The sequence below is a fragment of the Conexibacter sp. CPCC 205762 genome (assembly GCF_030646155.1).
Lineage (GTDB): Bacteria > Actinomycetota > Thermoleophilia > Solirubrobacterales > Solirubrobacteraceae > Conexibacter.
The window spans coordinates 329657-354150 of record NZ_JAUTDN010000003.1; the positions used below are offsets into that span (position 1 = coordinate 329657).

Below are 24494 nucleotides of genomic sequence, written 5' to 3' on the forward strand. Positions count from 1 at the left end.
TCAGTCGGCCAGGCCGGCCTGCTCGAGGTGCAGCTGACCGCCGCCCTCCATCCAGACGCCTTCGACGTTGGACCGCAGCGAGGCGACGAGCTTCGCCTGCAGCGGGATGATCAGCGGGACCTCGCGGTTGACGATCTCCTGCACGGTGCCCCACTTCTGCAGGGCCGCCGTTCTGTCGGGCTCCGCCATCGCGGCCTCGTAGGCGCTCTCGAACTCCGGGCTCTTCCAGTTGCACTCGCAGCGGCCTTCGCGGTAGAAGCCGAAGGCGTCGGCCGGCGAGGGCGGGAAGGAGGCCAGGTTCGGGACGATGAAGTTCGGGAATCTCTTGCCGGCCGGGTAGAACTTGTCGGCCCAGGTCGAGACCTCTCTGTTCTCGATCTTCAGCGTGATCCCGATCTCCTTGAGGCTCGCCTGCAGGATCTCCGCGGCGGTCGTCCACTCGGCGTTCGCGCCGGCGGTGCCCCACCAGGTGATCGTGTCGCCGGCGTTGACGCCGGCCTCGGCGAACAGCGCTCTGGCCTTCTCGAGGTCGTAGCTGTAGTCGGTCAGCTCGCCGCCGTAGAAGGGGTTGTTGGTGCTGAGCGGGTTGTTCGTCGGGGCGAGGTCGCCGAGGCCGTAGTAGGCGCTCTCGAGCACGGCCTCGCGGTCGACGGCGTAGGCGACGGCCTGGCGCGCCTTGACGTCGTCGAACGGCGGCGCCGTCGTGTCGAACTCCCAGTCGACGTACTTGCTCGGGACCTCGGGCGAGACCGTCTTGAGGTCGGGATCGCTCTCGACCGACGAGACGTCGGCCGGGTTGGTCGACCAGATCACGTCGAGGTCGCCCGCCCGCAGCGCGCTCAGCGCCGAGGTCGAGTCGGTCGCCTTGACGATTCTCAGCTCGTCCAGCGGCGCCGCGTCGCCCGCGTACTCGGGGTTGGGCACGAGCGTGACGTGGTCGTCGGGGACGAAGTCGGAGACCATGTAGGGGCCGGTCACGACCGGTCTCTTGTCGATCTGGCCGAGGTTGTCGACGTCGATGATCTTGACCCACACGATCGCGGCGGGGAACTGCGCGTTCGGCGTTCTCAGCTTGATGACGACTCTCGCGGGGCCGTCGGCTCTGACGCTGGTGACGGCGGCGATCTTGCCCGCCTCCTGCGTCGTCGTTCTCGGGTCGAGGTAGTACTCGAAGGCCGCGACGACGTTCTCGGAGGTCAGCGCTCTGCCGTTGGAGAATCTGACGTCGGTGCGGAGGTCGAAGGTCCAGGTTCTCTGGTCGGCGGAGGCTCTCCAGCCGGTCGCGAGGTCCGGCACGATCTCGCCGCTCTCGTCGGCCTTCGAGAGGCCGTTCCAGAGCAGCGGGAAGAGCACTTCCTCCCAGCCGAAGGTGCGGATGACCGGGTTCAGCTGCGGGATCCCGATCGTGTCGGCGACCGTCAGCGTCCCGCCTCTGGCGACCTGCGCGGTCGTCGCCGAGCCGTCGCCGGACGGCGTGGTCCCGTCGTCGCTGGAGCTGCTGCCACCGCACCCCGCGACTGCGAGCGCGCAGATGGCGATCGCACCGGGGACCATCTTCTTCCACCTCATGAGCACCTCTCGTTGGCTGACCTGCCGGGTTCCTCCCCCTGATTACACATACTAGAGGCTATAGCATTTGCCGTCAACGCCGTCCGCGCTGGATGCGCGCTACAACGGCACCCGCCCGGTCATGTCAGCGCGCACGATCAGGCCCTCGACGACCTCGAAGACGCCCACCAGCACGACCGTTCCGGCCGGGCTCGTGACCTGCTCGTGGGCGGCCACCCAGCGGTCGCCGTAGACGGTCAGCGCGAGGATCTCGCAGTGCAGCGGCGTCTGCGTGAAACGCTCCTCGTACAGCGGCCGCATCTGCTCGTGGCCGCGCACGACGCGGTCGGGCACGAGGCCGTGCAGCTCGGTCTCCGACGCGTACGTGGCCAGGAACGCCTCCAGGTCGGCGGCGTTGAACGCGCGCACCTGCTCGCGGAAGACCCGCTCCGGCTCAGCCATCGATCCGCACCCCTCCGTTGACGTCGTACGTGGCGCCGGTCGTGAAGCCGGCGGCCGGCGAGGCCAGCAGCGCGATCGCCGAGGCGACCTCGTCCGGCGTGCCGAAGCGGCCCAGCGGGGTCCCGCTCGCGAGGCCGGCCTCAGCGGTCTCCGAGAGCTGCTCGGTGATGCGGCTGTGCACGGGGCCCGGAGCGACCGCGTTGACGCGGATCCCCTCACGCGCGAGCAGCCGCGCGTAGGAGCGCGTGATCGCGAGGATCGCCGCCTTGCTGGCCGCGTAGTGGACCGACGTCGTGACGCCGCCCAGCTCGCCGGCGACCGACGCGATGTTGACGATCGAGCGATCGCCGGCGGCGGCCCGCAGCAGCGGCAGCGCGCCGCGCAGCGCGAGGAAGGTGCCGCGCGCGTTCGTCGCCAGCACCGCGTCCCACTCCTCGACGGAGATCTCGTCATGCGGCGTGTACGGGCAGACGCCGCCGTTGTTGACGAGCACGTGCAGCTCGCCCCAGCGCGCGGTGACCTCCGCCAGCAGCGCCTCGACCTGCGCCGGCTGCGCCAGGTCCAGGTGCGAGACGTGCGCGTCCACGCCGTCGGCGCGAGCCGCCTCCGCGACGGCCGCCGCACCGGCCTCGTCGCGCGCGTAGGTGACCCAGACGTCGCAGCCGGCGGCGGCGAGAGCGGCTGCCGCGGCGGCGCCGATGCCCGAGCTCGCGCCCGTCACCAGCGCCCGGCGGCGGGCCGCGTGCGCGCCCGCCGCGCCTGCCGGCACTTCCGAAGTGATATCCATGACGCTGAGATACCCTATAGCATGTGGCAGAACAGATTCAGGTGACCCGCTGCCGGCGGAATCCCCCCGCCCGACGCCGATGCGCCTGTTCTCGCTGGCACTGCCGGCGCCCCGCGATATAGCATCTAGCTCCCCGATCGAAACTCTGGATATATGCCTTCCCTCCGTCCCGTCGATTCGAAGAACCTCGCCGACCGCGTCGCCGACCAGCTTCGCGAGACGATCCAGAGCGGCGCCTACGCCCCCGGCGAGCGGCTGGTGGAGCGCAGACTCGCCGCCGAGCTGGGCGTCAGCCACATCCCGGTGCGCGAAGCGCTGACGCGGCTGATCGAAGAGGGCCTCGTCGAGCGGCTGCCGCGGCGTGGCTGCCGCGTCGCCGCGATCAACGCGAAGGAGCTGCGCGACCTGTCGCGGCTGCGCGTGCTGCTGGAGCAGTACGTCGCCGAGCGCGCGATCGAGAACTGGACCGATCAGGCCGAGCGCTCGCTGCGCGAGATCGTCACGCAGATGGAGGCGGCCGCCGACCGCGGCGACACCAGACGGCTCTCCAACCTCGACGCGCGCTTCCACGAGGAGCTGTGGGCGCTGACCGACGACGAGATCCTGATCGACCTCGTCGCGCAGCTGCGCGGACGCATCGGCGGCTTCCTGCGCGCCGCCACGACCGCGCTCGAGCCGGTCGCGCTGCGCGCCCACGCCAGCTCGCACGGCGAGCTGATCGACGCGCTCTCGGCGAGAAGAGTCGGGCCCGCCAAGCGCGCGATGGCGAGACACATCGAGGTCGCCGCCAAGCGCGTCAGCGACGCGCTCCCGCCCGAAGCCGGGTAGCGGCCGCACGGCGTCGCCCGGCCCGGCCTGGCGCGCCGCGCCCGGCGCCCGCTCAGCCGCCGAGCCGTCTGCGCATGACCTCGACCGCCTCGGCGTTGGCGTCGACGAGCACGTAGCGGCGGCCCAGCTCCCGCGCGACCGCGCCGAGCGTGCCGGAGCCGGCGAAGAAGTCGAGGCACCAGCCGTCCGGTCTGGAGGAGGCGGCGACCATCCGCCGCACGATCCCGGCCGGCTTCTGCGTCGGGTAGCCGGTCTTCTCGGCGCTGTTGGTCGGCACGATCGTGTGCCACCAGACGTCGGTCGGCCGTTTGCCGCGCGCCGCCTTCTCCGGCGTCACGAGGCCGGGGGCCATGTACGGCTCGCGGTCGACCGCCTCGGCGTCGAAGTGGTGGGCGCCGGGCGTCCGCACGTAGACGAGGATCGTGTCGTGCTTCGCCGGCCAGCGGGTTCTCGGCTTGGCGCCGTAGTCGTAGGCCCAGATGATCTCGTTGAGGAAGCAGTCGCGCCCGAACAGCTCGTCGAGCAGCAGCTTGCAGTAGTGCGCCTCGCGGTAGTCGATGTGGAAGTAGAGCGTGCCGTGCTCGGCCAGCAGCCGCCGCGCCTGCTCCAGGCGCGGGGCGAGGAAGCCGAGGTAGTCGCCGAACCTGTCCTCGTAGACGAGCGCCTGCAGCAGCTCCGAGCGATAGCGGCGGCCGCCGAAGCCGACGCGGTCGCCCTCGTCGTGCGGCGCCGTCGCGAGCGTGCGGCGCCGCTGCGGCCTGCCGGTGTTGAAGGGCGGGTCGATGTAGATCATGTCGAAGGCGCCGCCGGGCAGCCGTTCGAGCACGTCGAGGTTCTCGGCGTGGACGACGAGATCGTCGCCGTCCAGCTCGATCCGGTCGGGCAGCAGCTCGCTCGTCAGCACGCGCATGGCGCGCGAGACGGTACCCGGGCGCGACGACGGGCGCGGCGCACCTGCCGCGACGGTCACGGCGCGACCTCCGCCGGCAGGTGCTCGGGACGCCGCAGCTCGTACAGCCCGACCACCTCCGACAGCGGCAGCGAGAGGCCGGCGGCGACCGTCAGCAGCGTGCGGAAGGTGGGGTTGATCTCGCCGCGCTCGATCGCGCCGACGTAGTTGCGGTGGAGGCCCGAGTGGAAGCCGAGCTGCTCCTGCGAGAGCGCGCGGCGGGCGCGCAGCTCTCGCACTGCGCGCCCGAGCACCAGCTGCTCGACGCTCACCGCCGGGTCCTGAGTACGCTTGTCGCGCATGGGATGTAGGTCTCCTGTGCCGGGCCGGGGGCTGTTGCAGCAGCGCCCCGGCCGCTTTGTGGGTGGGGTGGGACGGCCACCATAGGCGGGGGCGCGGACGGGAAACGGCCCGAACACCCGTTCGGCGCGAGAGAATTTGCAAAGCGTGCAGATTTGTTGCAGATCGCGCGTGATCCGTGACGATTCGACGCCGGGCACGGCGGTCTGTCACGGTTGATGAGAGCCGTGCCGAGGACCTCTCGCCGTCGAACCTCCCCGTCTGCCCCGAGCCGCCTGCGGTTGCTGCTGGCCGTGCTCGTCGTCGCCGGCGGCGTCGCCTTCCTGCTGACCCAGCGCGGCTCCGGCGGTGACGGCGGCGGACCGGCCGCGCCGCTGCCGCAGGCCCGCGAGACGGTCAGCAGCGCCGGCGACCCGTTCGCCTTCGATCCCGCGCACGAGGACGACTACGCCGCCCGCGCCGCCGCCGGCAGCGCCCACGTGCTCTACGCCAAGAGCCCCGGCGGCGTGCTCGCGACCGCGCAGCGGGTCGCGCGGCTGCGGCCGCTGATCGACCAGGCGGCGCAGGCGGGAGCCGGCGGCGTCGACCCGGCGACGCTGGAGGCGATCGTCTTCCTCGAGAGCGCCGGCCGCCCGGTCGCGCGCGCCGGCAACGACCTCAGCGGCGCGGTCGGGCTGACGCAGATCCTCGCCGAGACCGCGACCGGCCTGCTGCGGATGCACGTCGACGTCGCCGCCAGCACCCGCCTGACGCGCAGACTGGCGCGTGTCCAGGCGCGCCCGGCGACACCCGCGCGCAGACGCCAGGCGGCGCGGCTGGAGGCGCGCCGCCGCCAGGTCGACGAGCGCTACGACCCGCGCAAGGCGCTCGCCGGCACCGTCCGCTACCTCGTCTTCGCGCGCGACCGCCTCGGCCGCGACGACCTCGCCGTCGTCAGCTACCACATGGGCGTCGGCAACCTCGAGCAGGCGCTCGCCGGCTACGGCGGCGACAGAGGCCAGGTCAGCTACGCGCGGCTGTTCTTCGACAGCAGCCCGACCCGCCACAGATCGGCCTGGGACCTGCTCGCAAGCCTCGGCGACGACTCCTCGCTCTACTACTGGAAGGTGCTGGCGGCGCGCGACCTGATGGCGCGCTGGCGCAGCGACCCGCGCGCGCTCGAGCGAACCGCCGAGCTGCAGACGCAGAAGGCGTCGAGCGAGAACCTGATGCATCCGCCCGACGGCGGCGAGGCGTTCGCCGACGGCGACGCGCTGCGCGCCGCCTACGCCGCCGGCAGACTCGTGCGGCTGCCGCGCAACGCGCGCCAGCTGGGCCTGCGGATCGATCCGCAGATGGGCGAGCTGGGCCCGCGCCTGGGCGAGCCGAGAGCGCTCTACCGCGGCCTGCGCCCGCCCGCGCTGCGCATGCTCGTCGAGCTGGCCGCCGGCACCCGCCGGATCTCCGGCGACGACGCGCCGCTGACGATCACCAGCACCGTCCGCGACCAGGGCTACCAGGAGCGGCTGGCGCGCGGCAACGCGGAGGCGACGCACGCCTTCTCGATCCACACGACCGGCTGGTCGTTCGACGTCCTGCGCAGCTACGCGAACGGCAGACAGGCGCGTGCCTTCCAGTTCATGCTCGACCGCCTGCAGGCGCTCGACCTGATCACCTGGGTGCGCGAGCCGGCGGCGATCCACGTCACCGTCGCCGGTGACGCGGACCGCCTGCTGAGATGAGCGGCTAGAGCAGGCCGCGGACCTTGTCGGCGACGGCCTCGGGGGTGATGCCGTACTCCGCCAGCATCACCTCGCCGGCCGCCGAGGCGCCGAATCTGTCGACCGAGACGGAGGCGTCGACCCAGCGCTCCCAGCCCATGTGGATGCCGGCCTCGACCGACACCTTCGGCTGGTTCGGCGGCAGCACGCTGTCGCGGTAGGCCTGGTCCTGCTGCTCGAACAGCTCCCAGCTCGGCATCGCGACGACGCGCGCCTTGACGCCGTCCTCGGCCAGCAGCTCGGCGGCGGCGATCGCGACCTGGACCTCCGAGCCGGTGCCGACGATCGTCGCGACCGCGTCGTCGACGTCGGCGAGCACGTAGGCGCCCTTGTCGAGCGCCTTCGCCGAGGGGTACGTGTTCGTGCGGTCGAGCACCGGCAGGTTCTGGCGCGAGAGGACCAGCAGGACCGGTCCCTCGACCTCCTCGTCGACCGCCACGCGCCACGCCTCGGCCGTCTCGGCCGCGTCGCTGGGGCGGATCACGGTCAGGTTCGGGATCGCCCGCAGCGCCGCTATGTGCTCGACCGGCTGATGCGTCGGGCCGTCCTCGCCGAGCGCGATCGAGTCGTGCGAGAAGACCCACAGCGTCGGCAGGTTCATGAGCGCCGACAGGCGGATCGCCGGGCGCATGTAGTCGGCGAACTGGAGGAAGGTCGCGCCGAGCGGGCGGACGATGCCGCCGTGCAGCGCCAGGCCGTTGACGGCCGCGCCCATCGCGTGCTCGCGGATGCCCCAGTAGACGTTGCGGTTGGCCTGCTCGCGGCTGTACGGCGCGTCGGCCTCGATGCCGGTCTTGACCGACTCGTTGAGGTCGGCCGAGCCGCCGACCTGCGTCGGCAGGAACGGCGCGATCGCCTGGATCGTCGTGTGCGAGGCGGCGCGCGTGGCGAGCTTCGGCTTGTCGGCCGGGTCGAACGTCGGCAGCGCCGCGTCGAGGCCGGGCAGCGGCTTGCCGGCCCAGGCGAGGTCCCACTCCTCGGCGCGCGTGGCGTCGGCGGCGCGCCAGGCATCGAAGCGCTCCTGCCACTCGGCCTGCAGCGCGGCACCGCGGTCGACGGCGCTGAACTGCTCGTAGACGCCGTCCGGGACGAAGAAGTGCTTGTCCGGATCCCAGCCGAGCACCTCCTTCGTCGCGCGCACCTCGTCCTCGCCGAGCGCGGCGCCGTGGGCGCCGGGCGTGCCGCCCTTGTTCGGGGCCGGGAAGCCGATCGTCGATCTGACGCGGATCAGCGACGGGCGGCCCGTCTCGTCCTGCGCGGCCTTGACGGCGGCGCGCAGCGCGGCGAGGTCGTTGACGTCGTCGACGTCCTGCGTGTGCCAGCCGTACGCGTCGAAGCGCTTGTTGACGTCCTCGGTGTCGAACGCGAGCGACGTTCTGCCGTCGATCGAGATGTGGTTGTGGTCGTAGAAGAAGATCAGCTGGCCGAGCCCGAGGTGGCCGGCGAGCGAGGCGGCCTCGGCGCTGACGCCCTCCATCAGGTCGCCGTCGGAGCAGATCCCGTAGGTGTGGTGGTTCTGCACCTCGCTGCCGTACTTCTCGCGCAGGAAGCGCTCCGCGAGCGCGAGGCCGACGGCGTTGGCGACGCCCTGGCCGAGCGGCCCGGTCGTGACCTCGACGCCGGCGGTGTGGTGGACCTCCGGGTGGCCGGGCGTGCGCGAGCCCCAGGTGCGGAAGTGTCTGATCTCCTCCAGCGTCAAGTCCGGGTAGCCGGACAGGTGGAGACAGGCGTAGAGCAGCATCGAGCCGTGGCCGGCCGACAGCACGAAGCGGTCGCGGTCGGGCCAGTGCGGGTCCTTCGGGTTGTGCCGCATCACCTCCGAGAAGAGGAGATAGCCGACCGGCGCCATGCCCATCGGCATGCCGGGGTGGCCGTTGCCTGCATGCTGAACCGCGTCCATCGCGAGCGTTCGGATGGTGTCGACGGCGAGCTGCTCGGAGGTGGACTGGGGCGCAGTGGTGGCCATGGTCATCCAGTGAGGTCGGCGCGGGCGAAATGACGGCGTGCGCAGTCAGCGCACGCACCAATCGAAGAGGGTAACCCGTGCGGCACCCCCCAATCGGCCTGGTTGGCAGCCGGACCGGCGCTCCAGCGCCGCCGGGGGGCTACGCTCCTGAACTCGGCAAAGCGAGATATGGGGCTTGGCGAGTCGATGACTACGGGGACGGGCGAGGTCGTGCGGACGCCGGACGAGCGCTTCGAGGCGCTGCCGGACTTCCCGTACGAACCGCGATATCGAGAGGTCGACGGGCTGCGGCTCGCGCACGTCGACGAGGGCGACGGGCGGCCGGTCGTGCTGCTGCACGGCGAGCCGACCTGGTCGTTCCTGTGGCGCCACGCGATCGCCGAGCTGACCGCGCGCGGTCACCGCGCGATCGCGCCCGACCACGCCGGCTTCGGCCGCTCCGACAAGCCGGTCGCGCTCGACTGGTACTCCTACGACCGCCACGTCGCGCTGACGGCGGAGCTGTTCGAGCGGCTCGACCTGCGCGACGTGACGCTGGTCGTGCACGACTGGGGCGGGCCGATCGGGCTGCGGCTCGCGGTCGAGCAGCCTGAGCGGGTCGGCCGGATCGTGATCACCGACACCGGCCTCTTCACCGGGCATCAGCAGATGACGCCCGCGTGGGAGGCGTTCCGCGACTTCGTCGCCGGCAGCGAGGACCTGCCGATCGGGATGCTCGTCCGCGGCGGCTGCAACGACGACCCCGGCGACGAGGTGATCGCCGCCTACGAGGCACCGTTCCCGACCGCCGCCGCGAAGGCCGGCGCGCGCGCCTTCCCGCTGCTGATCCCGCGCACGCCGCAGGAGCCGGGCGCCGCCGAGGGCCAGCGGACGCTCGACGCGCTCGCCGCCGACGAGCGCCCGAAGCTGCTGCTGTGGGCCGACTCCGACCCGGTCATCCCGCTTGCGACCGGCGAGCGCTTCGCCGCCGCGCTCGGCGGCGAGATCGCGCACGTGCTGCCGCAGGCCGGCCACTTCCTGCAGGAGGACCAGGGACCACTGCTCGGGCGGCTGATCGCGGAGTGGCTGGAGCAGCTCTGATGCGCGAGCAGCTCGCCGGGGCGGCGGGTGCGGGGGTCGCGCCGGCCGTCGACCCGGGCTTCGCGATCCGCTTCCTCGACGCCGGCAACGCGCTCCCGGGCGTGCGGGCGCTGAAGCCGCTGATGGTCGAGCAGCTGGCGCTGCGGCGCGGGCTCGACGTGCTCGAGCTGGGCTGCGGCGCAGGCGACGACGTGCGCTCGTTCGCGCGCCGCGTCGGCCCGGCCGGCCACGTGCTCGGGATCGACAGCGCGCCGGCGCTCGTCGCCGAGGCGACGCGCCGCTCGCAGGACCGCGAGCTGCCGGTCGTCTTCCGCGTCGGCGACGCGCTCGCGCTCGACCTCGCCGCTGCGAGCTTCGACCGCGTCCGCATCGAGCGGCTGCTGATGCACGTCGACGAGCCGCTGCAGGTGCTGCACGAGAGCGCGCGCGTGCTGCGGCCGGGCGGCCGCGTCGTCGTCTTCGACTTCGACTGGGACACGCTCGCGATCGACGGCGCCGACCGCGAGCTGACGCGGCGGATCGTCCGCTCCCACTGCGACGCGACCCCGAACGGGCGCGTCGGGCGCGCGCTGCCGCGGCTGCTCGGCGACGCCGGCTTCGAGGAGCTGACGACCGTCCCGCACGGCGTCGTGCTGCCGTACGACTTCTTCTCCTGGCTCGTCTCCAGCCACCTCGACGCCGCGCTCGCCGCCGGCGACTTCGAGCCCGACGAGCTGATCGCCTGGTGGGATCAGCTCGACCGCGCCCACGCCGGCGGCGGCTTCTTCGCCGCGCTGCTCGGCTTCGTCGCCAGCGGCACCAAACAGGCGCCGCGCGGGTAGGCTCGCGGCAGTGCCCTGGTTCGAGCACGACGGCAACCGCATCGCCTACGCCGAGCACGGCGAGGGTCCGCGCCCGCTCGTGCTGCTGCCCGGGCTGCTGTTCTCGCAGCGGATGCAGGAGCCGCTCGCGCAGACGCTCGCCGCGCGCGGCAACCGCGTGATCACGCTCGACCCGCTCGGTCACGGCGACTCCGATCGCCCGCGCGACATGTGGCGCTACTCGATGACGGCATTCGGCGGGCAGGTCGTCGGCCTGCTCGACCATCTCGGGATCGAGCAGGCGGTCGTCGGCGGCGCCTCGCTCGGCGCCAACGTCACGCTCGAGGTCGCGGCGGCCGCGCCGCAGCGGCTGCGCGGGATGGTGCTGGAGATGCCGGTGCTCGACAACGCGCTGCTCGGCTGCGCGATCTGCTTCACGCCGCTGATGGTGTCGCTGACCTTCGGCGAACCGGCGATGAAGCTGCTGCAGCGGGTCGCGCGCGTCGTGCCGCGACGGCCGCTGCCGCTCGTGCCGGAGATCCTGCTCGACTGGGTCTCGCAGGACCCGGGGCCGAGCGCGGCGGTGCTGCAGGGACTGTTCTTCGGCCGCATCGCGCCCCACCGCGACCTCCGCCGCGGCTTCACGACGCCGTCGCTCGTGATCGGCCACAAGCGCGACCCGATCCACCCCTTCTCCGACGCCGACGGGCTTGCCGCCGAGCTGCCGCAGGCGCGGCTGCTGAACGCCGACTCGATCTTCGAGCTGCGGACGCGGCCGCAGCGGCTGACGGCCGAGATCGGCGACTTCGTCGACGCCTGCTGGAAGCCGACGGCCGCACCGGGACCGACCGGCGCGAGCGCCGCCGCGACCGCGCCGCGCCCGCGCAGACGCCCGCGCGCCAGATCCGGCAGATCCCGCGCCAGAGCGCAGCCGCGCGCCAGCGCCTGACGGCGGCGCGGACGCCGCCGCGACGGGGTTCCCCGCGCTCTGCACGCGATCGTGCGGTGCGCAGCGTTCGAGCTGGGAACGTGTTGGGAGTCGTGATGCGTCGCATCGTCGTCTCCGTCATCGCCGCGCTGCTGGTCGCGCTCGCAGCCGCCGCGCCGTCGTTCGCCGCCGGCCCCGCCGACTTCGAGCAGCGGCTGCCCGCCGGCGTGCTCGCGCCCGCATCCGGCGCGGCCACCGCTGCCGCCGGCACCGAGGCCCGTGCGGACGCGTCGTCCGCGCTGCGCGTGAGCGCGCCGCTGCGCGCGCCGCGGCCGTTCCAGCTGCTCGGCCTGCGCTGGCGCGGCGGCGGCGAGGCGCACGTCGAGGTGCGCGTGCGGCGGCCCGGCAGGAGCTGGAGCCGCTGGGGCGAGATCCCTCACGCCGAGGACGCGCCGCCCGCCGCGCGGCGGGCCCGCGGCGAGCAGTCGTCCGGGCCGCTGTGGACCGGGCGCGCGCAGACCTACCAGCTGCGTGCCGCACGCCTGCCGCGCGACCTGCGGCTGCACTTCGTCTTCGTGCCGGCGGCGGCGAGCGCGCGGGTCGCGCAGGCGGAGCCGCCGCAGAGCGGGCCGTCCGACAGCGCCCGGCCGGCGATCGTGCCGCGCTCCGAGTGGGATCCGTCGAACGCCTGCCCGCCGCGCAGCGCGCCGAAGTACGGCCGCGTCGACCTCGGGATCGTCCACCACACCGAGTCGCTCAACAGCTACTCGCGCTCGGAGGCGGCGGCGGTCGTGCTCGGCATCTGCCGCTTCCACCGCAACGGCAACGGCTGGCTCGACATCGGCTACAACCTGCTCGTCGACCGCTTCGGGACCGTCTACGAGGGGCGCGCCGGCGGCGTCGAGCAGCCGGTGATCGGCGCACAGGCGGGCGGCTGGAACAGCGTCTCGACCGGCGTCGCGGTGATCGGCAGCTACACCCGCTCGCGGCCGCCGGCGGCGGCGCGCGCGGCGCTCGCGCAGGTGCTCGCGTGGAAGCTGTCGCTGGCGGGGATCCCGGCCGGCGGGACGATCGTCAAGCAGTCCTACGGCGGCGCCGAGAACCGCTGGCCGAGCGGCGCCGACGTGCGCCTCAACCGCGTCGCCGGCCACCGCGACGTCGACTCGACCGACTGCCCCGGCGGCGCGCTCTACGCGTGGCTGCCGCAGCTGCGGACCGAGGTCGCCTCACAGCTGACGATCGGCGCCGACCAGCTGACCAACAGCCCCGTCGGCGGGGTCGTCGCGGCCGGCGGGCCGGTCTCGCTGACCGGCCGGCTGACGCTGGCGGGCGGGCGCCGCCCGGTCGGCGCGCGGCTCACGCTGCAGCGCCGCGACGAGCCCGACGCCGAGTGGACCGACCTCGACACGCTCCGCACCGGCGGCGACGGGATCTGGTCGGCGGCGGTGCCGGTGACCGTCAACGGCGGCTTCCGCGTCGTCGCCGCCTCGGGCGTCGCCTCCCCGGCGGTCTCCGCGCAGGTCGCGGCGGGCGTGACGGCGCGCGTCGCGCCGCAGCTGCTGCGACCGGGCAGACGCGTCACCGTGAGCGGCACGACGACGCCGGCGAAGGCGCGTGTGACGGTGCTGATCGAGCGCCAGGCGCGCGACGGCGGTGCCTGGCGGCGGGTGCGGCGGCTGACGCTCGAGACCGTCGACGGCGCCTGGGAGAGCACGCTGCCGCTGCGCGCGCTCGGCCGCTACCGCGTGCTCGCGAGCAGCGCCGCGGACGACGTCAACGCCGCCGGCACCGCGCCGGTGCGGACCGCGCGGGTCGCGAAGCGCTAGCGGCCCGGCCAGGCCGCCGGGCGCGCCGGCTGCCGTGCGCCGGCCTCAGCGACCCCAGCCACCCGTCTCGCCCTTGTAGAGGCCGTCGCCTCTCAGCACGAGCCGCCAGGTGCGGGCGAGGATCCGCAGGTCGAGCTTGAGCGACTTGTGCTCGACGTACCAGAGGTCCAGCTCGATCCGCTCGCTCCACGGCAGCGCGGCGCGGCCGTTGACCTGCGCCCAGCCGGTCAGGCCCGGCTTGACCTTGAGGCGGCCGCGCTGGCGCTCGCTGTACTGGTCGACCTGGACCTGCACGGTCGGGCGCGGGCCGACGACCGACATCTCGCCGCGGACGACGTTCCAGAGGTTCGGCAGCTCGTCGAGCGAGGTGCGGCGCAGGAGGGCGCCCATCCGCGTGATGCGGTCGTCGCCCTGCTGCACGGCGAGGCCGGCGCCGGTGAACTCGGCCCCTCTCACCATCGTGCGCAGCTTGTAGATCTCGAACGACGCACCGTCCTTGCCGACGCGGCGCTGCTTGTAGATCGGGTGGCCGGGCGACTCGAGCCGGATCAGCAGCGCCGCGAGCGCGACCAGCGGCGCCGCCACGAGCGTGCCGATCCCGCCGATCAGCAGGTCGAGAGCGCGAGTCATCGCTGAAGCGTCCCGCGAGTTCCCGCCGCGATCGGCGCGTCGGCTCGCTGGCGTGGAACTCGCATGGCGAAGCCCGTCACCGCGTGCCCTCGGGCGGCTCCCAGCCGGCCTCGGTCGGCGCGCGCAGGACGTCGAAGAGGCCGGCGCCGAGCGCGGCGGTGCTCAGCACGTAGTAGCGCGCGACCAGCAGCGGCCGGGCGGGCACGGCTCTGGCGAGCGCGGCGGCGGCGAGGATCAGCAGCTGCGCGGCGAGCGCGAGCGCGTAGGGGCGGCCGCGGCGGGCGAGCACGACGCTCGTCGACAGCAGCGCGGCGTGCAGGAACGGCGTCGCGTAGCGCAGCAGGCGGTGGGAGGCGATCATCGTCCCGTAGAGCGGGCCGTAGCCGGTCGGGTCGAGCATCCCGCCGTGCAGGACGATCGGCCAGCCGTGGGTCATCATCCGCCGCTTGCGGGCGAACTCGCCCTCGATCGACGGGACCATCTTCTCGGTCGCGCGGGCGTCAGCGGCGTAGAGCGCGCGCCAGCCGCGCTTGACCATGTTGAACGGGAAGGAGAGGTCGTGGCCCATGATCGGGTCGACCTCGATGTACGCCTCTCTGCGGGTCGCGTAGATCGCGCCGTTGCCGCCGGTGACGGAGGCCAGCCGCGACTCGAGCCCGCGCAGCGCCATCTCGTAGCGCCAGTAGAGCCCTTCCTGGTTGGTGCCGCCCTCGTTGACGAAGGCGACCTGCCCGCAGACGTAGCCGACCTCGGGCGCGCCCTCGAACGGCGCGACGAGCTTGCGCAGCGCATCGGGCTGCCAGAAGGCGTTGGCGTCGGAGAAGGCGACGATCCGGCCGCGCGCGATCCGCACGCCGGCGTCCTGGGCGCGGATCTTGCCGCCGCGCGGCAGCTCCAGCACCGTGTCGGCGCCGGCGTCGCGCGCCCGCTGCGGGGTTGCGTCGGGCGAGCCGTCGCAGGCGACGACGATCTCCAGCCGGTCGGCCGGGTAGTCGAGCGCGCGCAGGTTGGCGACCTTCTCCGCGATCACCGACTCCTCCTGGTACGCCGCGACGATCACCGTGACGCTCGGCAGCGCCGCCTCGGCGCCCTCCGCGTCCCCGGCCGCCACCGGCGCCCCGACGCGGGCCTGCTTCGCCGGCAGCAGCTTCGCCAGCAGCGCCAGCAGCACCCCGTAGCCGAGCTGCGCGTAGACGACGAGCGCTCCACAGAGCCAGAAGACGATCTTCACGACAAGCACGGCCGGGAATTCTTGCGGACCGCGCCCGCCGCCGCTGTCACCCGCTCACCGGACCTGCCCCACCTCCGCTGGAATCCGTGCTGGCAGGTGCACGACCTCGATGTCGAGCGACTCCATCCGCAGGAACGCCTTGTCGCAGGTGACGACCGGCACCCCGAGCGTCTGCGCCGTCGCCGCGATCGTGACGACGCTCAGACCGAGGTCGGCGGCCTTCAAGCGCGCAACCACATCCGGCGCCCAACTGCGTGACACCGGTCTGTCGCGACGGCCGAGATAGGAAGCGTCGACGACGAGCAGTTCTCTCTCGCCGATGATCATGGCTCGGCCGTGCAGTACTCGTCGATGGCCGCCAGGAACGCCTCGTCCAGCTCGTCGGGCTCTCGGATCTCGATCGGGGGGCGCTCTCTGTCCCAGTTCTTGATGCCCTGCTCGCGGGCGAGGCGGTCGACGTAGGCCCACGTCTCGGGTGGGCAAGGGCGCCGGGGGCGGCCGTTGGTGAGGTATGTCTCGAATGTCTCCATGCCCACGATTCTGGGCATCGGAAACGGCAACGTCTACAGCCGTCGTGTTGTCACAGAAGCGACTGGTAGAGCGCGAGGGTGCGGCGGCCGATCTCGTCCCAGGAGTAGGTCGACGCTGCCGCCGCGCGGGCGGCGGCGGCGAGGCGGGCGCGGGCGGCGGGGTCGGCGAGCAGGCGGACGAGGGCGGCGTGGAGGGCCGGGGCGTCGCCGGGCGGGACCAGCTCGGCGGCGCCGGTCGCGGCGACCTCGGGGAAGCCGCCGACCTCGGTCAGCAGCAGCGGGCGGCCGAAGGCGAGCGCGGTGAAGAGGACGCCCGACTGGTCGATCTCGCGGTAGGGCAGGACGACGAGGTCGGCGCGCTGGAAGAAGGCGGGGATCTCGTCGTCGGCGACGAAGCGGGGGACGAAGCGGACGTTCGGCGGCGCGGCGGCGCGCAGCGGCGCGAGGTCGAGCTTCGGCAGGCCGACGACCCACAGCTCGGCGTCGTCGATCCCGCGCCACGCCTCCAGCAGCACGTCGACGCCCTTGTACGGCCGCAGCAGGCCGAACATCAGCACGATGGGCCGCTCACGCGGGACGGCGGCCAGCTCGGGCGGGAGCGGGCGCGGGGGGGCCGCCTCCGCGGCGGGGACGGAGGCGGCCAGGGCAGGAGCGGTGGCGGGAACGGTCTTCGGCACGAACAGGTCGAAGGCGCCGTGCGGGATCACGTGCACCTTCGCGGGGTCGATCCGCAGCTCCTCGCGCAGGCGGGCGGCGCCGTGCTGGGAGTGGACGACGACGGCGTCGACGCGCTCGTACAGCCGCCGCTGGGCGTCGAGCTGGCCGGGGCGGGGCTCGCGCGGGAGCACGTCGTGCGCGGTCAGCACGAGCGGCCGCCGGCGCCCGCGGACGGTCCGCGACGGCAGCAGGTGGACGTCGACCGGCTGGACGGAGAGCCACTGGAAGTGGACGACGTCGGCCGCGCGGGCGTGGCGCCGGTACCGAACCATGTCAGGGACGTGCTGTGCCAACTTGGCCAACATCCGGGCCCGCGAGCCGGCGGCGCCGGGCGCGATCCGATAGAACGACTCCGTGACCGTGTAGCCGTCCGCGCGCGGGACCGCTCCGTAGGCGAAGCGGCTGGTCACCAGCTCGACGTTCGCGCCGGCACGGGCAAGGGCGCCGGCGAGCGCATGGTCGTACGGCGGCGTGAAGGCCGACGGGTCGACGAGCTGGACACGCAGCGGCGACGAGGACATCCAGGCATCATCCACCACCACGCATGAGCATCGAAGTCTCCTACTGCATCGTCAACACCGAGCAGCGCGCGCTGCTGGAGCGCTGTCTCGACGCGATCGAGCGCGAGCAGCGCGAGCTGCCGTTCGCGACCGAGGTGCTGGTGCTCGACAACGCGTCGAGGGACGGATCGGTCGGGATGGCGCGGGCACATCCGGTCACGACCGAGCTGATCAGACGCGAGCAGCGGCGCGGCAAGGCCGAGAACGACTCGACGCTGATGCAGCGGGCGCGCGGCCGCTACTGCCTGCTGCTGAACGAGGACTCCGAGCTGATGCCGGGCGCGACGAGAGCGCTCCACGCCGCGCTCGACACGACCGAGAGAGCGGCGACCGCGGGCGCGATGCTGCTGCGTCCCGACGGCGGCCAATACCCGTCGGCGTGGCGCTTCCCGACGCCGACGACCGCCTTCTACGCCGCCGTCGGCCTGCACAGGCGGCTGACCGTCCAGAGCCGCGGCAGCGAGGTGCGCGAGGTCGACTGGGCGCAGTCGGCGGCGCTGCTGGTGCGGCGCGAGGCGGCGGCGCGGATCGGCTGGATGGACCCGGCCTTCTTCGTCTACTCCGACGAGGTCGACTTCTGCAAGCGGCTCCACGACGCCGGCTGGAAGAACCTCTACGTGCCGCAGGCCGAGGCGATCCACCACGAGCAGCTGTCGACCGGCAGCGTGCCGAGACGGCGGATCGTCGAGCTGTCGCGCAATCGCGAGCGCTACATGCGCAAGCACCACTCGCTGCCGTCGGCGTTGATCGTGCGCTGGCTGACGGCGTGGACCTACGCGCTGCGGGCGCTCGCCGCCTACGCGCTGCCGCGTCACGACCCGGCGCGCTACTGGCAGCACGTGCACGCGACGCTGCACCCGGACCGCGGCGAGGGCCTGCGCGAGGCGGCCGCCGACTACAACCGCGGCGGCCCGCGGCTGTGATCAACCGGCCTGGCGGCGTCGCCAAGCCGCGCCGCGCGCCAGCAACCTGACAAATCCGGTCGGGATAGATATCTTCGGTCGTCCCCTCGACCGAAGGAGCGCTTCATGTCCGTCACCGACGAGCTGCTCGCCAACAACGCGGCCTACGTCGACGCCTTCGACAAGGGTGACCTGCCGCTGCCGCCCGGCCGCAGAGTCGCGGTCGTCGCGTGCATGGACGCGCGCCTCAACGTCTACGGCGCGCTCGGCCTCAGCGAGGGCGACGCGCACGTCATCCGCAACGCCGGCGGCGTCGTCACCGACGACGAGATCCGCTCGCTGGCGATCTCGCAGCGGCTGCTGGGGACCGAGGAGATCATCCTCATCCATCACACCGACTGCGGCATGCTGACCTTCACCGACGACGCCTTCAAGCAGTCGATCCAGGAGGAGACCGGGATCAAGCCGGAGTGGGCGGCGGAGTCCTTCAGCGACGTCGACGCCGACGTGCGCCAGTCGATCGCGCGGATCCGGGCGTCGCCATTCATCCCCCGCAAGGAGTCGGTGCGCGGCTTCGTCTACGAGGTCGAGAGCGGGCGCCTGCGCGAGGTCGTCTGAGCTCCGGGCATCAGCGGGTCGGCGGCGGCGACGCGGCCCTTGCCGGCCCCCTTGGCGCGATAGAGGGCGGCGTCGGCGCGGATCGTCAGCTGGTCGAGGTCGACGTCGCCGCCGGCGGCGACCCAGCCGGCCGAGCAGCTCGCGCCCGGCGGCAGCGCCGCCCGCAGCCGCTCGACGACGACGTCCAGGTCCTCGCCGACGTTCGCGACCGCCAGCAGCGCGAACTCGTCGCCGCCGACGCGCGCGAGCAGGTCGCTCTCGCGCAGCTGCGCGCGCCAGTTGGCGGCGGTCGTGCGCAGCAGCTCGTCGCCGGCGGCGTGGCCGTAGGTGTCGTTGAAGCGCTTGAAGTCGTCGAGGTCGATCAGCGCGAGCGTCGCCGCGAGCCCGTGACGGGAGGCGCGCCGCAGGTCGCGCGCGGCCTGGTCCTGCCAGTGCCGGCGGTTGGCGAGGCCGGTCAGCGGATCGGTCCGCGCCTCGACGGCGAGCGTGGCGACGAGCGAGTCGCGTTCGAGCGCGATCGCGGCGTAGAGCGCGAGCAGCTCCAGCAGCCTCCAGAGCGAGGCCTCCGGCCGTCTGCGCGGCTGCGCCCAGCCGACGACGAGCACGCCGACGACGCTGCCCGAGTGACGGACCGGCTGGTGCAGGACGGCGCCGCTGCCGGTCGCCGCGACGAGCCGCTGGTCGAGCAGCGGGTCGGCGGCGGCGTCGGGCGAGAAGCGCGCGTCGCCGCTGGCGAAGGCGTGGCCGCTGCCGCTGCGCTCCAGCCCGATCGCCCCGCGCAGCACGCCCTGACAGAGCCCCTCGGCCGCGGTGATCCTGAGCGCGTCCTCATCGCGCTCGACGAGCGCCGTCCAGTCGGCCGCGGCGACACGCCGTGCGGCGTCGCAGATGGTCGCGCGGGGATCCGCGCCCGTCGCCAGCATGCGCGCCACCGCGAGCGCGTGGCCGAGTCCGTCCGCTTCCGTGCGATCCATCGTCTGCCGTCAGCTACGACGCGACGGCAGCAGGCGGATCACAGGTCTCACCATTGTTCGCAAAAGCTCACGCTCCTCGATCCGGTAGAAGCGCAGCGGGATCAGCAGCAGCGGCAGCAGAAAAAAGACGAACCCGCGCGCCAAAAGCCCTGCTATCCCGCTGGTCGGCAGCAGCAGCTCGCCGAGCGCGGCCCCGCCGCCGACGGCGAGCGCGATCTGCACGATCCGCCCCCATTCGAAGTCGACGCGGAAGAGATGGCGCGTGAGCAGTCGCATCACGATCAGCATCGCGACGTAGGCGCCGGCCAGCGCGAGGCCGGCGCCGGCGATCCCGAACGGCGGCGTCAGCACCAGCAGCAGCACGACGTTGACGACGAGGCCAACGCCAGCCGCGGGGAAGTTGCGCGTCGTCACCTCGGCGCGGCCGGCGATCACGACGAAGATCACGAACAGGCCGTAAAGCGCCCACCCGAGCGCCAGCCACGGGATCGCGACGTGCGCCTCGTAGAACTCCGGCGCCGCCAGCAGTCTCGTCAGCCAGCGGCCGAGCAGCAGCAGCCCCGCGACCGCCCAGCCGGTCAGCAGCAGGTAGTACGTCGCGACGAATGCGTAGAAGCGGGCCGCCTCGTCGTCGTCCTTGATCGAGTAGGCCAGCGGCGGCCACGAGTACTGGAAGGCGCGCACGACGAAGGCGACGACGCCGGCCAGCTTGACCGCGAGCGAGTAGACGCCGGCGGTCGCGGCGCCGTACTTGTGGAAGAGGTAGTAGCGGTCGACGAGGTTGAGCGCGTAGACGGAGGCGTCGGCCGGGACCGTCGGGAAGCCGAATCTGAGCAGCTCGCGCAGCGAGTGCAGCTGGGGGTGGTCGGCGCCGCCGCGGCGCGGGCGCAGGCGATGGCGCATCGTGAACCACAGCCCCAGCAGCACGACGGTCGTGGCGGCGTAGTTGCCGAGCAGCAGGCCGTAGGCGCCCTTGTCGCGGCCGACGACGAGGAAGACCGTCAGCGCGATCGTCAGCAGCACGTTCGAGAGCGTCGTCAGCGCGTACGCCCGCGCGCGCTCGTCGACGCGCAGCAGCGCGTAGCCCAGCTCCAGGTTGGTGAAGGCCCACAGGCCGAGCACCGCGACGCGGAAGACGCCGACGTCGCGGAAGCCGAGCACCAGCTCCGACAGCGGCGCGGCGGCGAGCGCGAGCGGGATCGCGACGACGGTCGTGGCGACGAGCAGGAAGCCGACCGCGCGGCGCGCGAGCGCGTCCCGCCGCTGCTGGTCCTCGTCGACGTAGTGGTAGCGCACGAGCGCCTCGCCGATCCCCAGCCGCACGAGGATCGAGACGAGCACGATCGCGGTCATCATCAGCTCGGCGACGCCGTAGCCGGCCTCGCTGACGTGGCGCGTGTAGATCGGCAGCAGCGCGACCGCGAAGACCTTCGAGACGATGTCGCCGACCTGGTACGCGACGGTCGTCGTCAACAGGCGCTTGAGCAAGCTGTGCACGGCGCTGGACGGTACTCGGTAGCGTCCTGGAGGCGCCATGACCGACCCTGCCGAGGAGCCGCTTGCGCTGCTGCTGCTGCCCGAGCCGCTGGAGCGCTTCGAGCACGCCGAGCACGCCCGCGACCTGCTGCGCGCCCCGCGTGTGCTCGCGCTCGAGCCGCCGCGGATGAGCTGGGGCCGGATCGCGCGGCTGCCGGACTCGCTCGCGCTCGGAATCGGCGTGCGCCAGGCGCGGCGGCTGAGGCTGCCCGGCCGCGTGCGCGTCGCGCTCGTCTACGACGCCGGCCAGCTCGCGCTCGCGCAGGGTCTGCAGCTGCGCTGGGAGGGGACCGAGCTGTGGCGCGCGGAGGCGGTCGTCGAGGCGACCGCGCAGGCCAGCTTCGCCTTCGCGCCGGCTGACGCCGCCGGCCTCGGCGATGACGCGACAGCCGACGCCTTCACCCGCAACGAGCCGCTGTGGGAGCGGCTCGAAGCGCTCGGGATCGCCGAATTCCGCGACTGAACGGGTCGAACACCACTCATCGGTGGTGGCGTGTCCATCCTGACCTGGACGACGTTGCGGCGTGCGCCAGAATGAGCAGTCATGGAGTCGCTGAAGGGCAAGCTGCTGCTTGCGTCGCCGACGCTGCAGGACCCGAATTTCGCGCGCACGGTCGTGCTCGTCGCCGAGCACAATGAGGACGGTGCGATGGGCCTCGTGCTCAACCGCCCCGCGACGACGACCGTCGCCGAGAGCGCACCCGAGCTGGAGGAGCTGGTCGAGGCCGAGGAGCCGATCTACATCGGCGGGCCGGTGCAGCCGTCGGCCGTGATCGTGCTCGCCACCTTCGACCAGCCCGATGCCGCCGGGCTGCTGGTCAGGGACGACGTCGGCTTCCTCTCGGCCGAGGCCGACTTCGCCACCTCGCGCGACGCGACGAGGCAGATGCGCGTCTTCGCCGGCCACGCCGGCTGGGGCCCCGGCCAGCTCGACGAGGAGCTGGAGAGAGAGGACTGGATCGTCGAGCCGCCGCTGACCGAGGAGCTGTTCAGCGACGAGGCCGAGGAGCTGTGGGTCGAGGTGCTGACGCGCAAGGGCGGCGCCTTCGCGCTGGTCGCGCGGATGCCGCTCGACCCGTCGGTCAACTGAGCCGCGCGGCTCAGCGCGCCAGCGCCGACCAGATCGACTGCACCAGCTGGACGCTGGAGCTGTCGCCGTCGGCGGCGAGCTGGGCGAGCTGCGGCAGGCCGGTGTGGACGGCGAAGCCGTCGCCCAGTCTCCAGGCGCCGATCACGGTCGTGTCGGCGTCGGGGCCGGCCTGGTCGGTGTACGTCGCCTCGGGGACGATCGAGGCGAGCGGCTCGTAGGCGTCGTAGCCGCTGAAGTAGCCGTTCGTCTCGCTCAGCACCGGGCCGGGCAGGAACGAGGTGAGCGCGAACGTCTCGCCGTCGGCGGCGGTCACGAGCGGCTGCTGCGGGCGGGCGCCGAGCGCGTCGGTCGGGAGCGGGCTGCCGGCGTGCGAGAGGACGCCGTCGGCGAGCCGCACGTTGCGGCGCAGCGCGTCGGTGCCGAGCGACCAGATGCGGCCGCCGGCCTCGACGCGTCTGCGCAGGTCACGCCGCAGCTGCGGCGTGACCCAGCGCGAGTCGCCGGCGAAGACCGCGGCGCGGTAGCCGTCGAGCGACGGGCCGACGCCGGCCGCGAGCGCGGCGTCGGTCGTGAGGTCGTAGCGCAGCAGGTTCGCGTCGAGGAAGCGCAGCAGCGCGCCCTCGTGGCCGGCGACCGTCGCCGGCATCCCCTTCGCGAGCGGCCGGCCGAGCCGCACGCTGCCGTCGCGGCCGGCGCCGTCGAGCACGTTCGGCATCCCGTCGCCGTCGTCGTCGACCGCGTTGAGGCCCTCCCACGTCAGCGCCGGCAGCACGACCAGCACACGCCGGTCGACCGGAGCCGAGACGACCAGCGGCACCTGCGTGCGGTGGGCTCTGGTCGCGATCGTCAGCACGTGCAGGCCGGCCTGGCCTCTCGGCGCCCGCAGCCGCAGTCTCGAGTCGTCGCCTCTGCCGCGCGCGAGCACCTGCGGCTCGCCCCAGCGGCGCAGCGCCCACGTGTATCTGCGCCCGCGCGCGTCGACGCGGACGGTCGTGACTCTGCCGGCCTGCACCGGCGTCAGCGGCGTCGCGGCGGCGAGGTAGCGGACGGTGACCCCGGCGCGGCCTCTGACCGCGCCCGATCTCGGTGGCAGCGCGGCCGGGAAGGTGCCGACGTTGCCGGCGCGGTCGGCGACCTCGAGGCCCATCAGGTACGTGCCGGCGGGCGCGGGCTCGCCGCCGATCGTGCCGTCCCACTCGACGCTCGGCTGGCGCGCTCTGATCTCGACCGTCTCGACGAGCCGCGCCGGCGTCACGTCGGTGCGCCAGACCTGCAGCGCGGCCTGGCGACCCTCGGTCCCTCTGATCGAGACGGTGACGGCGTCGAGGTCTCTCTGCGGCAGGAAGGCCGGCCCGGAGGACTCCTCCGGTCTGACGGCCGTCACGCGCGGCTTCGGCGGCTTCGTGTCGAGCGCGATGCGGATGTCCGGCAGGTCGGCGGTGCGACCCTGCCGCAGCAGCGCGACGCGGACCCGGTAGTAGCCGTCGGGCGCGCGTCTGCCGTCCTTCGTGCGGCCGTTCCAGGACCAGTGCTTGCGGACTCTGTAGGGCACGTGCTCGCCGTCGGCGATCGTCGCGACGATTCTGCCCTCGGCGTCGACGATCGAGATCTGCACGTCGTCGGCCTTCTGCAGCCAGAACGATATGCGCGCTCTGCGTGCTCTCGGCTTGTCTCTCGAGACGGGCGAGAAGACGACCGAGACGTCGGGCCGCACGATCAGCGGCGGCGAGGACTTCAGCTTCTGCGTGACGACGAACGCGCCGAGCGTCGCGACGACGAGCAGCGCGAAGACGATCCGGGCCGCACGCGTCACAGTCGCGGGGCGGATGCCCTACTGGAGGTCGGTGCCGACGACGACGACGACGTCGGCGGTGCAGGTGCCGCCCGAGTTGGCCGCGCAGGCCTGGTCGGTGGCGGGCTCCATCACCTCGGTCGCGTCGGCGGGCAGTCCGAGCGTTCTGGCGACCTCTCTCGCGGCGGCCTCTCTGCCGTCGCGGTAGTTCACCATCGTCGCGCTCGCCGTCGTCGTGCCGGCGTCGGCGACGATGCCGCCCTGCGGGTAGCCGGCCGCCGTCAGGTTCGCCATCACTCTGCCGGCGAGGCCGGTGAGGCCGGTGCCGTTGAGGACGGCGACGGAGATCGAGTCGTGCGCGGGAGCCGGCGTCTGCTGTCTCTGCGTCTGCGTTCTTCTCGTGGCCGCTCTTCTTCTCGCACCGCCCTCGGGCGTCTCGACGCGCGTCGCGGGCGTGTCGCTGCCGGTGTCGCGGATCGCGACGAACCAGACGGCGCCGGCGACGACGACCAGCGCCACGAGCGCGAGCAGGACCGCGGTCATGCGGCGACGGCCGTGCGGCGGCTCCTCCTCCGGCGGCAGCGCACGCGAGCCGCCGGCTGCGGCGCGCGCCGGCGCGGCCGACTGCGGGCGGGCGCCCGGACGTGAGGGGCGGCCGGCGGGCGCGGCGCCGCGACGCG

The 24494-nt window shown here is 73.2% G+C and carries 25 protein-coding genes; 10 read left to right on the plus strand and 15 right to left on the minus strand.

Going from position 1 to position 24494, the window contains the following annotated elements; translation table 11 throughout:
• From Q7L73_RS05240 to Q7L73_RS05250, 3 genes are all read right to left on the minus strand, one after another.
• Complete coding sequence (locus Q7L73_RS05240; RefSeq protein ID WP_304690925.1) at window positions 1-1569, minus strand: ABC transporter substrate-binding protein; 1569 nt, start codon at window positions 1567-1569, stop codon at window positions 1-3.
• A 99-nt stretch (window positions 1570-1668) separates the two neighbouring features.
• Entirely contained in the window at window positions 1669-2010 is a 342-nt protein-coding gene (locus Q7L73_RS05245; RefSeq protein ID WP_304690926.1) for a nuclear transport factor 2 family protein, read from the minus strand.
• Window positions 2003-2797, minus strand: coding sequence for an SDR family NAD(P)-dependent oxidoreductase (locus tag Q7L73_RS05250; RefSeq protein WP_304690927.1), 795 nt, complete (start codon window positions 2795-2797; stop codon window positions 2003-2005). The genes Q7L73_RS05245 and Q7L73_RS05250 overlap by 8 nt, the downstream gene beginning before the upstream one ends.
• A gap of 153 nt (window positions 2798-2950) precedes the next feature.
• On the opposite strand from Q7L73_RS05250, the gene Q7L73_RS05255 reads away from it, so the two are divergent.
• A complete protein-coding gene (locus tag Q7L73_RS05255; RefSeq protein WP_304690928.1) occupies window positions 2951-3625 on the plus strand; it encodes a GntR family transcriptional regulator in 675 nt (224 codons plus the stop codon).
• Window positions 3626-3677: 52 nt separating this feature from the next.
• Here Q7L73_RS05255 and Q7L73_RS05260 read toward each other — a convergent pair whose 3' ends face one another.
• Both Q7L73_RS05260 and Q7L73_RS05265 read right to left on the minus strand, forming a co-directional pair.
• Complete coding sequence (locus Q7L73_RS05260) at window positions 3678-4535, minus strand: site-specific DNA-methyltransferase (RefSeq protein ID WP_304690929.1); 858 nt, start codon at window positions 4533-4535, stop codon at window positions 3678-3680.
• Between the two features lie 56 nt (window positions 4536-4591).
• Complete coding sequence (locus Q7L73_RS05265) at window positions 4592-4876, minus strand: helix-turn-helix domain-containing protein (RefSeq protein WP_304690931.1); 285 nt, start codon at window positions 4874-4876, stop codon at window positions 4592-4594.
• Window positions 4877-5155: 279 nt separating this feature from the next.
• Here Q7L73_RS05265 and Q7L73_RS05270 point away from each other — a divergent pair, with 279 nt between their 5' ends.
• Window positions 5156-6595: a hypothetical protein gene (locus Q7L73_RS05270; RefSeq protein ID WP_304690932.1), complete on the plus strand. Its 1440-nt coding sequence runs from the start codon at window positions 5156-5158 to the stop codon at window positions 6593-6595.
• 4 nt (window positions 6596-6599) lie between these two features.
• Here Q7L73_RS05270 and tkt read toward each other — a convergent pair whose 3' ends face one another.
• Window positions 6600-8600 (minus strand): transketolase, encoded by a 2001-nt coding sequence (gene tkt, locus Q7L73_RS05275; protein WP_304690934.1) that lies wholly within the window; start codon window positions 8598-8600, stop codon window positions 6600-6602.
• 186 nt (window positions 8601-8786) lie between these two features.
• Between tkt and Q7L73_RS05280 the strand changes: the two genes are divergently transcribed.
• The 4 genes from Q7L73_RS05280 (at window position 8787) to Q7L73_RS05295 (ending at window position 13234) form a co-directional block, all read left to right on the plus strand.
• Complete coding sequence (locus Q7L73_RS05280) at window positions 8787-9680, plus strand: haloalkane dehalogenase (protein ID WP_304690935.1); 894 nt, start codon at window positions 8787-8789, stop codon at window positions 9678-9680.
• On the plus strand, window positions 9680-10501 hold the full coding sequence (locus Q7L73_RS05285) for a methyltransferase domain-containing protein (protein WP_304690937.1): 822 nt from the start codon (window positions 9680-9682) through the stop codon (window positions 10499-10501). Before Q7L73_RS05280 ends, Q7L73_RS05285 begins: the two co-directional genes overlap by 1 nt.
• Before the next feature lie 10 nt (window positions 10502-10511).
• A complete protein-coding gene (locus Q7L73_RS05290; RefSeq protein ID WP_304690938.1) occupies window positions 10512-11429 on the plus strand; it encodes an alpha/beta fold hydrolase in 918 nt (305 codons plus the stop codon).
• A 95-nt stretch (window positions 11430-11524) separates the two neighbouring features.
• Entirely contained in the window at window positions 11525-13234 is a 1710-nt protein-coding gene (locus Q7L73_RS05295; protein ID WP_304690940.1) for an N-acetylmuramoyl-L-alanine amidase, read from the plus strand.
• Window positions 13235-13279: 45 nt separating this feature from the next.
• Here the strand turns inward: Q7L73_RS05295 and Q7L73_RS05300 are convergent, their stop codons facing one another.
• The 5 genes from Q7L73_RS05300 to Q7L73_RS05320 all read right to left on the minus strand — a co-directional run bounded on the left by Q7L73_RS05300 (window position 13280) and on the right by Q7L73_RS05320 (window position 16863).
• Entirely contained in the window at window positions 13280-13864 is a 585-nt protein-coding gene (locus Q7L73_RS05300) for a sugar transferase (protein WP_304690942.1), read from the minus strand.
• Between the two features lie 76 nt (window positions 13865-13940).
• Window positions 13941-15104, minus strand: coding sequence for a glycosyltransferase (locus tag Q7L73_RS05305; protein ID WP_304690943.1), 1164 nt, complete (start codon window positions 15102-15104; stop codon window positions 13941-13943).
• A gap of 45 nt (window positions 15105-15149) precedes the next feature.
• A complete protein-coding gene (locus Q7L73_RS05310; protein WP_304690944.1) occupies window positions 15150-15422 on the minus strand; it encodes a hypothetical protein in 273 nt (90 codons plus the stop codon).
• The gene (locus Q7L73_RS05315) at window positions 15419-15625 is read right to left on the minus strand and encodes a hypothetical protein (RefSeq protein WP_304690946.1); all 207 of its coding nucleotides are present in this window, start codon (window positions 15623-15625) and stop codon (window positions 15419-15421) included. Before Q7L73_RS05315 ends, Q7L73_RS05310 begins: the two co-directional genes overlap by 4 nt.
• Window positions 15626-15675: 50 nt before the next feature.
• Window positions 15676-16863: a glycosyltransferase gene (locus Q7L73_RS05320; RefSeq protein ID WP_304690948.1), complete on the minus strand. Its 1188-nt coding sequence runs from the start codon at window positions 16861-16863 to the stop codon at window positions 15676-15678.
• A 23-nt stretch (window positions 16864-16886) separates the two neighbouring features.
• Between Q7L73_RS05320 and Q7L73_RS05325 the strand changes: the two genes are divergently transcribed.
• Entirely contained in the window at window positions 16887-17825 is a 939-nt protein-coding gene (locus Q7L73_RS05325; RefSeq protein WP_304690950.1) for a glycosyltransferase, read from the plus strand.
• 105 nt (window positions 17826-17930) lie between these two features.
• A complete protein-coding gene (locus tag Q7L73_RS05330; protein WP_304690952.1) occupies window positions 17931-18422 on the plus strand; it encodes a carbonic anhydrase in 492 nt (163 codons plus the stop codon).
• On the opposite strand, the gene Q7L73_RS05335 is transcribed toward Q7L73_RS05330, so the two are convergent.
• Entirely contained in the window at window positions 18383-19396 is a 1014-nt protein-coding gene (locus Q7L73_RS05335; protein ID WP_304690954.1) for a diguanylate cyclase, read from the minus strand. The two genes, Q7L73_RS05330 and Q7L73_RS05335, sit on opposite strands and share 40 nt — an antisense overlap.
• Window positions 19397-19405: 9 nt before the next feature.
• On the minus strand, window positions 19406-20893 hold the full coding sequence (locus Q7L73_RS05340; protein WP_304690955.1) for a lipopolysaccharide biosynthesis protein: 1488 nt from the start codon (window positions 20891-20893) through the stop codon (window positions 19406-19408).
• Between the two features lie 37 nt (window positions 20894-20930).
• Between Q7L73_RS05340 and Q7L73_RS05345 the strand changes: the two genes are divergently transcribed.
• Both Q7L73_RS05345 and Q7L73_RS05350 read left to right on the plus strand, forming a co-directional pair.
• Entirely contained in the window at window positions 20931-21395 is a 465-nt protein-coding gene (locus tag Q7L73_RS05345; protein WP_304690957.1) for a hypothetical protein, read from the plus strand.
• Window positions 21396-21476: 81 nt separating this feature from the next.
• Complete coding sequence (locus Q7L73_RS05350; RefSeq protein WP_304690959.1) at window positions 21477-22022, plus strand: YqgE/AlgH family protein; 546 nt, start codon at window positions 21477-21479, stop codon at window positions 22020-22022.
• Window positions 22023-22032: 10 nt separating this feature from the next.
• Here Q7L73_RS05350 and Q7L73_RS05355 read toward each other — a convergent pair whose 3' ends face one another.
• Window positions 22033-23835, minus strand: a complete 1803-nt coding sequence (locus Q7L73_RS05355) for a N,N-dimethylformamidase beta subunit family domain-containing protein (RefSeq protein WP_304690961.1) — start codon at window positions 23833-23835, stop codon at window positions 22033-22035.
• Window positions 23836-23853: 18 nt separating this feature from the next.
• A partial coding sequence (locus Q7L73_RS05360; protein WP_304715498.1) for a LytR C-terminal domain-containing protein occupies window positions 23854-24494 on the minus strand: 641 nt, incomplete at its 5' end.

Excerpts from the sequence above, each read along its gene's own strand:
- Q7L73_RS05295 (WP_304690940.1), top strand. The coding sequence starts at position 11,525 with ATGCGTCGCATCGTCGTCTCCGTCATCGCCGCGCTGCTGGTCGCGCTC.
- Q7L73_RS05250 (WP_304690927.1), bottom strand. The coding sequence starts at position 2,797 with ATGGATATCACTTCGGAAGTGCCGGCAGGCGCGGCGGGCGCGCACGCG.
- Q7L73_RS05315 (WP_304690946.1), bottom strand. The coding sequence starts at position 15,625 with ATGGAGACATTCGAGACATACCTCACCAACGGCCGCCCCCGGCGCCCT.
- Q7L73_RS05310 (WP_304690944.1), bottom strand. The coding sequence starts at position 15,422 with ATGATCATCGGCGAGAGAGAACTGCTCGTCGTCGACGCTTCCTATCTC.
- Q7L73_RS05350 (WP_304690959.1), top strand. The coding sequence starts at position 21,477 with ATGGAGTCGCTGAAGGGCAAGCTGCTGCTTGCGTCGCCGACGCTGCAG.
- Q7L73_RS05260 (WP_304690929.1), bottom strand. The coding sequence starts at position 4,535 with ATGCGCGTGCTGACGAGCGAGCTGCTGCCCGACCGGATCGAGCTGGAC.
- Q7L73_RS05280 (WP_304690935.1), top strand. The coding sequence starts at position 8,787 with ATGACTACGGGGACGGGCGAGGTCGTGCGGACGCCGGACGAGCGCTTC.
- Q7L73_RS05285 (WP_304690937.1), top strand. The coding sequence starts at position 9,680 with ATGCGCGAGCAGCTCGCCGGGGCGGCGGGTGCGGGGGTCGCGCCGGCC.
- Q7L73_RS05345 (WP_304690957.1), top strand. The coding sequence starts at position 20,931 with ATGACCGACCCTGCCGAGGAGCCGCTTGCGCTGCTGCTGCTGCCCGAG.
- Q7L73_RS05265 (WP_304690931.1), bottom strand. The coding sequence starts at position 4,876 with ATGCGCGACAAGCGTACTCAGGACCCGGCGGTGAGCGTCGAGCAGCTG.
- Q7L73_RS05335 (WP_304690954.1), bottom strand. The coding sequence starts at position 19,396 with ATGGATCGCACGGAAGCGGACGGACTCGGCCACGCGCTCGCGGTGGCG.
- Q7L73_RS05320 (WP_304690948.1), bottom strand. The coding sequence starts at position 16,863 with ATGTCCTCGTCGCCGCTGCGTGTCCAGCTCGTCGACCCGTCGGCCTTC.
- Q7L73_RS05255 (WP_304690928.1), top strand. The coding sequence starts at position 2,951 with ATGCCTTCCCTCCGTCCCGTCGATTCGAAGAACCTCGCCGACCGCGTC.
- Q7L73_RS05325 (WP_304690950.1), top strand. The coding sequence starts at position 16,887 with ATGAGCATCGAAGTCTCCTACTGCATCGTCAACACCGAGCAGCGCGCG.
- Q7L73_RS05245 (WP_304690926.1), bottom strand. The coding sequence starts at position 2,010 with ATGGCTGAGCCGGAGCGGGTCTTCCGCGAGCAGGTGCGCGCGTTCAAC.
- tkt (WP_304690934.1), bottom strand. The coding sequence starts at position 8,600 with ATGGCCACCACTGCGCCCCAGTCCACCTCCGAGCAGCTCGCCGTCGAC.
- Q7L73_RS05330 (WP_304690952.1), top strand. The coding sequence starts at position 17,931 with ATGTCCGTCACCGACGAGCTGCTCGCCAACAACGCGGCCTACGTCGAC.
- Q7L73_RS05300 (WP_304690942.1), bottom strand. The coding sequence starts at position 13,864 with ATGACTCGCGCTCTCGACCTGCTGATCGGCGGGATCGGCACGCTCGTG.
- Q7L73_RS05240 (WP_304690925.1), bottom strand. The coding sequence starts at position 1,569 with ATGAGGTGGAAGAAGATGGTCCCCGGTGCGATCGCCATCTGCGCGCTC.